This is a genomic window from Bordetella petrii (genome assembly GCF_020991325.1).
GTDB classification, from domain to species: Bacteria; Pseudomonadota; Gammaproteobacteria; order Burkholderiales; family Burkholderiaceae_B; genus Bordetella_A; species Bordetella_A petrii_E.
Genome location: NZ_JAJMLX010000147.1, coordinates 1 through 11374 on the forward strand (window position 1 = coordinate 1; position 11374 = coordinate 11374).

At 66.9% G+C, this 11374-nt stretch carries 11 protein-coding genes; 6 read left to right on the plus strand and 5 right to left on the minus strand.

Annotated features, from left to right (window positions below):
• Nucleotides 1-535, plus strand: a 535-nt coding sequence (locus LPZ50_RS15105; RefSeq protein WP_329957664.1) for an OB-fold nucleic acid binding domain-containing protein, incomplete at its 5' end; no start/stop codon positions are given.
• A gap of 25 nt (nt 536-560) precedes the next feature.
• On the opposite strand, the gene LPZ50_RS15110 is transcribed toward LPZ50_RS15105, so the two are convergent.
• Complete coding sequence (locus tag LPZ50_RS15110) at nt 561-1808, minus strand: D-amino acid dehydrogenase (protein WP_230662291.1); 1248 nt, start codon at nt 1806-1808, stop codon at nt 561-563.
• Here LPZ50_RS15110 and LPZ50_RS15115 point away from each other — a divergent pair.
• A complete protein-coding gene (locus tag LPZ50_RS15115) occupies nt 1807-1992 on the plus strand; it encodes a hypothetical protein (protein WP_230662292.1) in 186 nt (61 codons plus the stop codon). The genes LPZ50_RS15110 and LPZ50_RS15115 overlap by 2 nt on opposite strands.
• A gap of 386 nt (nt 1993-2378) precedes the next feature.
• Here LPZ50_RS15115 and LPZ50_RS15120 read toward each other — a convergent pair whose 3' ends face one another.
• Together LPZ50_RS15120 and hmpA are read right to left on the minus strand one after the other, a co-directional pair.
• Nucleotides 2379-2816, minus strand: coding sequence for an Rrf2 family transcriptional regulator (locus LPZ50_RS15120; RefSeq protein ID WP_230662293.1), 438 nt, complete (start codon nt 2814-2816; stop codon nt 2379-2381).
• 18 nt (nt 2817-2834) lie between these two features.
• Nucleotides 2835-4052, minus strand: a complete 1218-nt coding sequence (hmpA, locus tag LPZ50_RS15125) for an NO-inducible flavohemoprotein (protein WP_230662294.1) — start codon at nt 4050-4052, stop codon at nt 2835-2837.
• Nucleotides 4053-4198: 146 nt separating this feature from the next.
• On the opposite strand from hmpA, the gene LPZ50_RS15130 reads away from it, so the two are divergent.
• Complete coding sequence (locus tag LPZ50_RS15130; RefSeq protein WP_230662295.1) at nt 4199-4660, plus strand: GatB/YqeY domain-containing protein; 462 nt, start codon at nt 4199-4201, stop codon at nt 4658-4660.
• On the opposite strand, the gene dinB is transcribed toward LPZ50_RS15130, so the two are convergent.
• Complete coding sequence (gene dinB, locus LPZ50_RS15135; protein ID WP_230662296.1) at nt 4641-5765, minus strand: DNA polymerase IV; 1125 nt, start codon at nt 5763-5765, stop codon at nt 4641-4643. The two genes, LPZ50_RS15130 and dinB, sit on opposite strands and share 20 nt — an antisense overlap.
• Nucleotides 5766-5859: 94 nt before the next feature.
• Here dinB and LPZ50_RS15140 point away from each other — a divergent pair, with 94 nt between their 5' ends.
• The gene (locus tag LPZ50_RS15140; protein ID WP_230662297.1) at nt 5860-6273 is read left to right on the plus strand and encodes a PaaI family thioesterase; all 414 of its coding nucleotides are present in this window, start codon (nt 5860-5862) and stop codon (nt 6271-6273) included.
• Nucleotides 6274-6321: 48 nt separating this feature from the next.
• On the opposite strand, the gene LPZ50_RS15145 is transcribed toward LPZ50_RS15140, so the two are convergent.
• On the minus strand, nt 6322-6774 hold the full coding sequence (locus LPZ50_RS15145) for a BPTD_2524 family lipoprotein (protein WP_230662298.1): 453 nt from the start codon (nt 6772-6774) through the stop codon (nt 6322-6324).
• A gap of 144 nt (nt 6775-6918) precedes the next feature.
• Between LPZ50_RS15145 and LPZ50_RS15150 the strand changes: the two genes are divergently transcribed.
• Both LPZ50_RS15150 and LPZ50_RS15155 read left to right on the plus strand, forming a co-directional pair.
• Nucleotides 6919-8790 (plus strand): alpha/beta hydrolase family protein, encoded by a 1872-nt coding sequence (locus tag LPZ50_RS15150; RefSeq protein ID WP_230662299.1) that lies wholly within the window; start codon nt 6919-6921, stop codon nt 8788-8790.
• A 115-nt stretch (nt 8791-8905) separates the two neighbouring features.
• Nucleotides 8906-11374 (plus strand): penicillin-binding protein 1A (locus tag LPZ50_RS15155; RefSeq protein ID WP_230662300.1); only part of this gene is annotated, 2469 nt, incomplete at its 3' end.

Below are 11374 nucleotides of genomic sequence, written 5' to 3' on the forward strand. Positions count from 1 at the left end.
CCTGGCCGGGCATCGCCGCCTGGCCAGTTGGCAGGCCAGCGCCAGCGTCGCCAGCCGCGACCTGCTGCGCGATGCCGATATCGTGGAAGCCGAAACCCCCGCGTTGCCCGCCCCGACCGAAGGGCAGTCGGTTTCCGCCGACTACCGCAGCCTGCGCCTGAGCCTGCGGCGCCATCCGGTGGCGCTGCTGCGCCCGCGCCTGCAGGCATTGCGCTTCCAGCCCGCCGAGGTACTGAATACCTATCCCGACCGGCGCCTGGCGCGCGCCTGCGGCCTGGTAACCGTGCGCCAGCGGCCGCAAACCGCCAAGGGCACCATTTTCGTCACCCTGGAAGACGAAACCGGGCCCGTGAATGTGATCGTGCGCAACGAACTCATCGAACGCCAGCGCCGCGAGTTGCTGGGCGCCACCCTGTTGGGAGTCTATGGCACCTGGCAAAACGTTGACGGCGTGCGCAACCTGGTAGCGCAGCGGCTGGTGGATTTATCGGCGCTGCTGGGCGGGTTGGAGGCACGCAGCCGCAACTTCCATTAATGGCGCCGCGCCCCGCGCGCCGGCGCTATGGGCGGAAAGGCCGTGCGTCGATGGGCAGTTCCAGGCCCGAGATCTGCGCCGCCAGCAAGGCCGCGCTGCCGCAGGCCAGCGTGAAGCCCAGGGCGCCCTGGCCGATGTTCAGCCACAGGTTGTCGGCCACGCGGCTAGAGCCGATCAGGGGCTTGCCGGTGGGCGTGGCCGGGCGCATGCCGGCCCACGGCACCGCCTGGCTCAGGTCCAGTTGGGGAAACGCCTCGCTTACCTGGCGCTTCAGCAAGGCGATGCGGACCGGGTCGATATCCGCATCCTGGCTGCCGATATCCACCATGGCGGCGATGCGCAGCACCCGGCCGATGCGGGCATAGACGATGCGCCGTTCGTAGTCGGTCACGCTGATGTGCGGCGCCGTATCGTTGCCCGACGCCAGCGGCACGCTCAGGCTGTAACCCTTCAGGGGATACAGCGGCACGTCCTGGCCCAGCGGCTTGAGCAGCGCGCGCGAGCCGGTGCCGGCGGCCAGCACCACCGCGTCGGCGCCGATGTCGCCGGTAGCCGTTTCCACCGCGACGATCTTGCGGCCCTCGCGGCGCAGCCCGCGCACCGGACTGGCCATGCGGCATTCCACATTGCCCAGTTCTTTCAGCCGCCGGAACAGCGCCTCGGTGAATTGCCGGCAATCGCCCGCTTCTTCGCTGGAGGTGTACACCGCCCCCGCCAGGCTGGCGCCCATGCCCGCCAGGGCGGGTTCCAGGGCCAGTGTCTCGGCCGCGTCCAGCACGCGCTGCTCGGCGCCCAGGGACGCCTGATAGGCCACCAGCTTGCGGGCCTTGTCCAGCAGTTCGGGGCTGCGGTAGGCGATCAGCTTGCCGTTGCGTACGTGCCCGAAATCCAGGTCTTCCTGTTCAAGCAGGTGGTTCATCGCGTCGCGGCTCAGGTACGACAGGGCCTGCAGCTGGGCCGTGGAAGCCTGCGCCACCGAGGCGCGGCAGGCCAGCGCGAACTGCAGGCACCAGGCCCACTGGTGCGGATCCAGGCGCGGATGGAAGCGCAGCGGCGAATCGGCGCGCAGCAGCCAGCCCGGCACGCTGGGCAGCACGCCCGGCCCGGCCAGGGGTGCCACATAGCTGTAGCTAAGCTGCCCACCGTTGGCGTAACTGGACACCGTGGCGGGGCGGGCCCGGCTGTCGACCAGCACCACCTCGTGCCCCTGGCGGGCCAGGAAATAAGCCGACGTGACGCCGACCACGCCCGCTCCAATGACGCATAACCTCATGGAAAACCCTGATAAAAAGTCGATGGAACCATTCTGGTGCGCCCTGGGCATGGCGGCAAATGCCAAACACCCAAGTGGCCATAACCTAAAGTTTCGTTTTGCGGGCGGTTGGGGTTTCACGAGGGTGCGAAAACCTTCTATTGACGCCGCCCCGGTCTCCCGCGCCGGCTCGATCGATGAATGATTGCCGCTCCGCCGGGACGGACCGCGTCCTTGCCTTCGTGGCAGCCGCCGGGAGGATTGAAGGAGATCCCCGGGCCGCCCTGCCAGGCCGCCCACCGCGGCCTGGCAGGGCATTCGGACGGTGGTGGATGTGTGAGATGAAGTAGTGCCGGGCGTGCTCGATAAGGTGACGCCTGGAGTGCTGGATGAAGTGATACCGGATCCTCGAGATGAGGTGGCGCCGGGTGCTCGAGATGAGGTGGCGCCAGGTGTCTGGCTCCCTCCGGGTGCCAGACACCGAAACCAGCACGGCTGCGGCTTCGCGCTACGCTCCGTCGCCGTGATCTACACCAAGAGTTTTCTTACCCCGGCATCGAGGAACAGACTTTCCTACGCCCCGGCGCCCGGTCAGGCCGCCCGGTGCAGGCGCACGATTGCCGTGCCCGTAGGGTCTTTCACCAGATCCGCCAGGGTATGGCGGTTCAGGGCTTCGTAGAATACCTGCAGGCTGTCCGCCAGCACGCCGGCCAGGCGGCATGAGCCGCGCAGCGCACAGGGAGGCTCGGCGCAGTCGATCAGGGCCTGCTGGTGCTCCAGCGCGCGCACCAGGTCGCCCACCCGATAACTGGACGCCGCCCGAGCCAGCCGCAGGCCGCCGCCCTTGCCGCGCGTGGTGGCCACCCAGCCCTGCTGGGCCAGGAAATGCACCACCTTCACCAGGTGGTGGCGCGACACCTCGAAACGCTCGGCGATTTCGGGAATCGTGGCGGGCGTGTCGCGTTCACTGCCCTGCGTCAGGTACATCATGACGCGCAGGCCGAAGTCGGTGTATCGGGTCAGCTGCATGGAGCGGAACTATACCGGCTACGCGCCCGGGCCGCCCGTGCCGAACACCTCGGCATGGATGCGTTCGGCGGCCACGCCCAGGTCCGCCAGGGCGCGGCGCTGGGCATCCATGAACGGCAGCGGGCCGCACAGGTAGTAATCGGCATCGGGCAGCACGGCCACGTCGCGGATGGAATGCAAGTCCATGCGGCCGGCGAAGTCGTAGTCGTGGCCCGGCTGGTCGTCGGCGGCCACGGTTTCGTAATAAACCACCTTGCGCACATTCGGCCGGCCCGCCACCAATGCATTGACGTGCGATTTCATGGCATGCACCGAACGGTCGCGGCAGGCATGCACGAAGCGGATCTGGCGGGCGTCGCCCTTTTCCACCAGATGGTTCAGCATCGACACCATGGGCGTCAGGCCCACCCCGCCGCTCAACAGCACCACCGGCGCCGCACGCTTCACATCCAGGGTGAAATCCCCCTGCGGCGGTGCCAGGTCCAGAATGTCGCCCTCGTGGATGCGCGCGTGCAGCAGGTTCGACACACTGCCCGCCGGCGCATCGCCCACCGCCCCTTCGCGCTTGACGGAAATGCGCAGTTGGCCCTGCCCCGGCGCACCCGACAGGCTGTACTGGCGCGGCTGCGCCAGGCCCAGCTCAGGCACGTACACGCGCAGCGAAATGTACTGGCCGGGCAGGTAATCCGGCACCGGGCCGCCGTCAGCCGGCACCAGGTAGAACGACGTGATCTCTGCGCTTTCGGCTTGCTTGCGCGCCACGCGGAACGCCCGCCAGCCCGTCCAGCCGCCCGCCTTGCCAGCCGATTCCGCATACAGGCGCGCTTCTTCGGCAATCAGCAGATCGGCCAACTGGGTGTAGGCGGCAGCCCACGCGGCGATCAGGTCGTCGGTGGCGGCATCGCCCAGCACTTCGCGTATGGACGCCAGCAAGTGCTTGCCCACGATGGCATAGTGCTCGGGCCGTATGCCCAGGCTGACATGCTTGTGCACAATGCGCGTCACCACAGGCATCAGTACCGAAGGGTCGTCGATATGCTCGGCGTATGCGGCCACCGCGGCGGCCAGCGCCTGCTGCTGCTGTCCTCCATCCTGGTGCCCCTGGTTGAACACCTGTTTCAGTTCGGGGTTGTCACGGAACATGCGGGCGTAGAAATGGCGGGTCAGCGCCACGCCATGCGTTTTCAGAACCGGCGCGGTGGCCTTGACCAGTGTGCGGACTTCCTGGCTCAACATGTGTACTGCTCCTTTGTCTGCGGGAAACTTTTAAACATGTATTTATAATACACCTTTAAAGAAAGGTATGCTTCGCCGTGTTTGCGCAGCCCGCCGCCACCCGGTTAAAACACCGGTTCAGCCGTATTCACCACAAAGGTCCAGCCATGAGCAGCATTCCGCTCAAAACCCGCCTGTCCGACGCCGTCAAAGAAGCCATGCGCGCCCGCGACGCGCAGCGCCTGTCAACGCTGCGTTTCCTGGTTGCGGCGGTCAAGCAGAAAGAAGTCGACGAACGCCGCGACCTCACCGACGCCGACGTCACCGCCATCATCGAAAAGCAGGTCAAGCAGCGCCGCGAATCGATCGCCGCCTTCGAAAAAGCCGGCCGCCTGGAAACCGCCGCCCAGGAAACCGCCGAACTCGAGGTACTGCGCGAATTCCTGCCGCAGGCCGCCAGTCCCGAAGAAGTCGACGCGGCCATCGATGCCGCGCTGGCCGAAGTGGCGGCGCAGGGGATCAGCGGCGCGCCCGCCATGGGCAAGGCCATGGCCATTCTGAAGCCCGCCCTTGCCGGCAAGGCCGACATGGCCGCCGTGTCGCAGCAGGTCAAGCAGCGTCTGTCGTAGGCGCCGGCGGCGCGCCAGCGGGCGCCTGGCCAAACAGGTCCAGGTCGGCCTGGCGCGCCAGCAGCGCGGCGTCGTCAAAGTTGCTCATTCCCACGCCCGCCAGACGGTAGCGCGTGGCATCCGGCAAGTCCACGCGCTTGCATAACTGCCGAGCCACTGCCGCCAGGGCCTGCACCGACTCCGGCGGCCGCGCCAGCGTCAGGGTGCGGGTCAGGATGCGGAAGCGGTCGGTCTTCAGCTTCAGCACCACCGAACGGCCAATGGCGCCCTTCTTCAAGCCTTGCTCCCACACCTTGGCCGCCAGCCTGTCCAGCGTGTCATCCAGCGCGTGCAGCGGCTGATCCACCGCGAAAGTGGTTTCAGCCGAAATCTGCTGCAACGGCGCATCGGCCTGCACGTCGCGCTCGTCGATGCCCTGCGACAGTTCATGCAGCCGCAACCCGTAGCGGCCGAAATAATGCTCCAGCTCGCTTGCCGTGTAGCGCGCCAGGTCGCCCACGGTGCGCACGCCCAGGGCTTCCAGCTTGCCCTGCATTACCTTCCCCACGCCGGGCACCTTGCGCACCGGCAAGGGCTGCAGAAAAGCCAGCACCTGCGCGGGCTTGATCACGAGCAGCCCATCCGGCTTGTTCCAGTCTGACGCGATCTTGGCCAGGAATTTATTGGGCGCCACCCCCGCCGACGCGGTCAGCGCGGTTTCCCGCAGAATGTCGCGGCGTATGGCCTGGGCTACATCGGTGGCCGAAGGCAGGCCCAGCTTGTTGACCGTCACGTCCAGGTACGCCTCGTCCAGCGACAGCGGCTCGATCAGGTCGGTGTGGCGCGCGAAAATCTGGCGCACCTGGCGGGACACATCGCGGTAGCGGTTGAAATCGGGGGGCACATATAGCGCGTCCGGGCACAGGCGCTGCGCGCGCGCCACCGACATGGCCGAATGCACGCCAAACCGCCGCGCCTCGTAAGAAGCCGCGCACACCACCGAACGCGGCCCTTCCCAGGCCACCACCACCGGCAGGCCCCGCAGCGCCGGGTTGTCGCGCTGTTCCACCGACGCGTAGAACGCGTCCATGTCGATGTGTACGATCTTGCGGGCAGGCGTGGGCATGGCAGAACGCCCGGCGGGCGCGACAAAACGGCGGTACGGCGGAAAAAAGAATATTATGGCGCGCTATTGCGCACCCTTCCCAACGCTTGGATTCATGACCACGCCCGCCTCTCCAGATTATTTCGGCCTGACCATTCCCTTGATGAGCCTGATGGGCCTGATACCGGACCAGATCGGCCCGGACTACGCCCGTACCCTGCTGCCTTGGCGCGCCGACCTGACCAACAGCCGCGGCGACATCCACGGCGGCACGCTGATGAGCATACTGGACTTCACGCTCAGCGCGGCCGCGCGCGGCGACGACCCGACACTGGGCATGGCCACCATCGACATGACCACCAGTTTCATGTCGCCCGGCACCGGCGACCTGGTCATCGAGGCCCGCTGCCTGCGGCGCGGCGCCTCGATTGCCTTCTGCGAAGGCGAAGTGCGCGGCCCCGAAGGGCAACTGGTGGCCAAGGCCTCGGCCACTTTCAAGGTGATCAAGCGCCGCCCCGGCGGCGATTGACACGCGGCGGCGCGGGAAAAACACCCGCTGCGCCGCGAGGGCGGACCATCAGCGCGGCTGCGGCAGCGTCCAGACTTCTTCGCTGGGACGCGGATCGCCCGGCATATAGCCCACGCACGACGGCAGGCCATAGGTAATGGCCTCGCGCATGGCGCGCATGGCGTCGGTGTTCCAGATACCGCGGCCCCACATGGCCAGATCCACCTTCGAGCGGTTCTCGTCCAGCGCGGCGATGCGCACGCGCGCCACGTCGTCGTCGGTGAACGGCGCCACCACGCGCACCAGGCCCCCGTTGCCGCCGGCATCGAGCTCGCCGCGCACGGTATAGGCGCCCGTGCCGCGCAGGCAGCGTTCGGCCTGGGCCGTGGCCGAGCGATACACATCGCGGTAATTCGATTGCGCGGTAAAACTGTCCGTCAGCCCGCCACCGTCCGATAGGCCGGTGGAGCAGGCCGCCAGGCCCACGGCAGCCACCGCGGCCGCCACTGCAACTCTGATCATGTCGACTCCCATAACGTGGCTGCGATTATCCCGCAATCCGAGCCGACCGCGCCAGTTGCCGCCAGGCGCCGGTTCGACGCCGCCGCCCCGGCTGTGGCATGATCGGCGCATACCGCCGGGCCCGCCCGGCCCAGGAGACCCGTCTTGCCCCACCCCTCATCGCCAGCGGCGCAGCGCCCGCGCCAGTATCCCCTGAAAGACTTCTTCCGCAACCCGGAGCGCGGCTTTTTCCGCCTGGCCGACGACGGCCAGACATTGGGCTTCATGCAGCCCTCGGCGGTGGACGAGCACCCCGCGCGCATGAACATTCATGTGCAGGCCCTGGAAAATGGCCAGCCCACGGGCGAACCGCGCCGCCTCACCCATGAAACCGCCCGCGATATCAGCAACTTCTTCTGGAAAGGCAGCGACGTCGTGCTTTACCAGAAGGATTTCGGCGGCGACGAGAACTTCCACGTGGTGGCCGTGCACGCGCGCACCGGCGTGGTCACCGACCTGACACCCCATCAGGGCGTGCGGGCCGGCATCGAAGACGACCTGCCCGACGACCCCGACCACGTACTGATCAGCCATAACCAGCGCGACCCGCAGGTATTCGACGTGTATCGCGTCAATGTGCGCACCGGCGCGGCCGTGCTGGTGGCCCAGAACCCGGGCAACGTGGTGGGCTGGCAGACCGACCACGCCGGCAAGGTGCGCGCGGCCGTCACCAGCGACGGGCTCGACACCACCCTGCTCTACCGCGACGACGAGGCGGCGCCGTTCCGCCCGCTGATCACCACCGACTACCGCACCACCGTCAGCCCCGCCTTCTTCACCTTCGACGACCGCAAGTTCTACGCCCTGAGCAACCGCGGCCGCGACAAACTGGCGCTGGTCATCATCGACCCGGCCTCGCCCGACACGGAAGAACTGGTCTACGCCACCGACGAGGTCGACCTGGACGCCGCCGGCTATTCGCGCAAGCGCCGCGTGCTGACGCTGGCGGCCTACCAAACGGACAAACCGCGCCGCCATTATTTCGACGGCGAAACCCAGGCCCTGTACCGGCAACTGGAAAACCTGCTGCCCGGCTACGACCTGGCCATCCAGGGCCATAACCGCGAAGAAGACACCTTCATCGTCGCCGCCTACAACGACCGCACGCCGGGCGCGCGCTACCTGTTCCAGGCCGGCTCGGGCGCGCTGTCCAAGCTGGGCGAAATCAACCCCTCCATTCCCGAGGCCGGCATGTCGCCCGTGCAGCCGGTGCGCTACACCAGCCGCGACGGGCTCGACATCCATGGCTACCTGACCCTGCCGGCCGGCCGCGAGCCCCGCAAGCTGGCCTGCATCATCAACCCGCACGGCGGCCCCTGGGCGCGCGACGGATGGGGCTACAACCCCGAGATCCAGTTCCTGGCCAACCGCGGGTTTTGCGTGCTGCAAATGAATTTCCGCGGCTCCACGGGCTACGGCCGCAAATTCTGGGAAGCCAGCTTCGGCCAATGGGGCCTGGCCATGCAGGACGACATCACCGACGGCGTGCGCTGGCTCATCGACCAGGGCATCGCCGACCCCGCCCGTATCGGCATCTACGGCGGCAGCTACGGCGGCTACGCCACCCTGGCCGGCATTACCTTCACCCCCGACCTGTACGCGGCCGCCGTGGATTACGTAGGAGTGTCGAACCTGTTCACCTTCATGAACACCATTCCGCCCTACTGGAAGCCGCTGCTGGCCAAAATGCACGACATGGTGGGCCATCCCGAGCGCGACCGCGACCGGCTGGCCGCCACGTCACCAGCCCTGCACGTCGACCGCATCCGCACCCCCTTGCTGATTGCCCAGGGCGCGCAGGATCCGCGCGTCAACAAGGCCGAAAGCGACCAGGTCGTGCAAGCCCTGCGCGAGCGCGGCGTGGAAGTGCAATACCTGGTCAAAGACAACGAAGGCCATGGTTTCCATAACGATGAGAACAAGTTCGAGTTCTACGAGGCCATGGAAGCCTTTTTCGTGGAACACCTGAAACCATAAAAAACGGGACGATTCCGTCCGAAACAGTGACGGACCCGCCCTTTGGCATGTTTGGTTACGGAAACCTAATGTGCCTGGAGCGGGTCTATCCGGTTCTGACCTAGAATCGGCAGCAATGAATACCCCTGACCACCCTGAATCGGCCCCCAAGCGGGGCATCAAGCAGTTCCTGCACAAGCGCATCCTGGCCAAGGCCGCCGTCGTCGTGGCCGGCCTGGGCGTGTGCGGCGCACTGTTCGCGGGCCTGGCCGTGGCCCTGACCTGGCCCAACCTGCCCGCCCTGCACGCCATGACCGACTACCGGCCCAGCGTGCCGCTGCGCATTTATACGGCCGACCACGTGCTCATCGGCGAATTCGGCGAAGAACACCGCAACGTGCTGCGTTTCCAGGAAATTCCCCTGGTCATGAAGCAAGCCATCCTGGCGGCCGAAGATGACGGCTTCTACGAGCACCGCGGCATCGAATGGTCGGGCCTGGTGCGCGCCGGCCTGGCCAACGTGCTCAGCATGTCGAAGTCGCAGGGCGCCAGCACCATCACCATGCAGGTGGCGCGCAACTTCTATTTGTCGTCCGAAAAAACCTATCTGCGCAAGTTCTACGAACTGCTGCTGACCTTCAAGATCGAATCCGAGCTCACTAAAGACCAGATCCTCGAGCTCTACATGAACCAGATCTACCTGGGGCATCGCGCCTACGGCTTCGCGGCCGCGTCGCGCACCTACTTCGGCAAGCCGCTCTCCGAGGTCACCGCGGCGGAAGCCGCCATGCTGGCCGGCCTGCCCAAGGCGCCGTCCCGCTCGAACCCCATCACCAACCTGGAACGCGCCAAGGTGCGCCAGCATTACGTGCTGCGCCGCATGCAAGAACTGGGCTACCTGACGCCCGAACAGACCCAGGCCGCGCTGGAGCAGCCCTTGCTGGTCCGCGGCACCGAGGGCGCGCAGTCGAACGGCTTCGCCGTGCATGGCGAATACCCGGCCGAACTGGTGCGCCAGGCCATGTACGCCATGTTCCAGGACGAAACCTACACGCACGGTATCGATGTCATCACCACCATCGATTCCAAATCACAGCAGGCCGCCTACGAAGCCGTGCGCGCCGGCGTGCTGGACTACACCCGCCGCGCGCCCTACCCCGGCCCCGAAGACCAGATCGACCTGCCCGATGGCATCGAGGCCGACCACCCCGCTTTTGAAGAGATCCTGGACGGCGTGCAGGACGAAACGCCCGACAGCGGCGACTTGTTCACCGGCGTGGTGCTGGCCGCCAGCCCCACCGAAGTGAAAGTGGCGCGCAGCGCCACCGAGATCATCACGGTATCCGACAAAAAAGCGCTCGCCATCGTGGCGCGCGCCCTGGGCCCCAAGGCCGACGACGACATCCGAATCCGGCGCGGTTCGGTGGTTTACCTGCACAAGAACGGCGATGCCTGGGAAATCATCAACCTGCCCACGCTGCAGTCGGCGCTGGTGTCGATGTCGCCACAGGATGGCTCGGTGCGGGCCATGATAGGCGGCTTCGATTTTTACCAGGGCTCGTTCAACCGCGCCGTGCAGGCCTGGCGCCAGCCCGGGTCCACCATCAAGCCTTTCGTCTATGCCGCCGCGCTGGAACGCGGCATGACCCCGGCCACGCAGGTGTCCGACCAGCCCTTCATGCTGACGGTGGAGCAAACCGGCTCGCGCCCCTGGACCCCGAAAAACGACGGCAACCGCTACGAACCCATGCAGACCCTGCGCCAGGGGCTGTACCGGTCCAAGAACATGGTGTCCATCCGTGTGCTGCAGGCCATTACCCCACAGTATGCGCAAGACTACCTGACCCGCTTCGGCTTCCAGAAAGAACGCTGGCCGGCGGTGCTGCCGCTGGCGCTGGGCGCGGGCGGCGCCACGCCGCTGCAAGTGACCAGCGCATATTCCGTGTTCGCCAATGGCGGCTATCGCGTGCCGCCCTATCTCATCGACCGCGTCACCGACCGCTCCGGCAAGGTACTGATGCAGGCACAGCCGTCGCGGGCCGGCGACAACGCCACGCGCGCCATCGACCCCCGCACCGCCTGGGTCATGGACGACATGCTGCGCGACGTGGCCTCCATCGGCACCGGCGCGCGCGCCAAGCGCACCCTCAAGCGCGGCGACGTGGCCGGCAAGACGGGCACCACCAATGACGCAGTCGACGTCTGGTTCGCCGGCTACACCGGCAACCTGACCACCGCCGTGTGGATGGGCTTCGACCAGCCCAGGTCGCTGGGCAGCAATACCTTCGGCAGCGGCCTGGCACTGTCCACCTGGCTGGACTACATGCAGCCCGTGCTGAAAGACGTGCCCGAGCAACCCCAGCGCTCCATGCCGGACGGGCTGATCGTGCACAACGACGAATTCTATTTCTCTGAATTCCCACCCGGCCAGGCCGTGGCGTCGCTCGACCTGCCCACCGGCGACGCCCTGACCGATTTCCTGAACAACATGCGCCCCAGCGACGGCGGCCCCACCCGCGTGCGGCCCCTGGAAGCGCCGCCCGAAGGCGGCCTGCCCATGCCGCCCATTCCCGTGCCCCAGGTCAGCCAGGGCGGACCGCCCGCG

What these genes read in the sequence shown, in the direction of transcription:
- LPZ50_RS15140 (WP_230662297.1), top strand. Translation starts at nt 5,860, where the DNA reads ATGACCACGCCCGCCTCTCCAGATTATTTCGGCCTGACCATTCCCTTG.
- LPZ50_RS15110 (WP_230662291.1), bottom strand. Translation starts at nt 1,808, where the DNA reads ATGAGGTTATGCGTCATTGGAGCGGGCGTGGTCGGCGTCACGTCGGCT.
- LPZ50_RS15130 (WP_230662295.1), top strand. Translation starts at nt 4,199, where the DNA reads ATGAGCAGCATTCCGCTCAAAACCCGCCTGTCCGACGCCGTCAAAGAA.
- dinB (WP_230662296.1), bottom strand. Translation starts at nt 5,765, where the DNA reads ATGCCCACGCCTGCCCGCAAGATCGTACACATCGACATGGACGCGTTC.
- LPZ50_RS15115 (WP_230662292.1), top strand. Translation starts at nt 1,807, where the DNA reads ATGGAAAACCCTGATAAAAAGTCGATGGAACCATTCTGGTGCGCCCTG.
- LPZ50_RS15145 (WP_230662298.1), bottom strand. Translation starts at nt 6,774, where the DNA reads ATGATCAGAGTTGCAGTGGCGGCCGCGGTGGCTGCCGTGGGCCTGGCG.
- hmpA (WP_230662294.1), bottom strand. Translation starts at nt 4,052, where the DNA reads ATGTTGAGCCAGGAAGTCCGCACACTGGTCAAGGCCACCGCGCCGGTT.
- LPZ50_RS15120 (WP_230662293.1), bottom strand. Translation starts at nt 2,816, where the DNA reads ATGCAGCTGACCCGATACACCGACTTCGGCCTGCGCGTCATGATGTAC.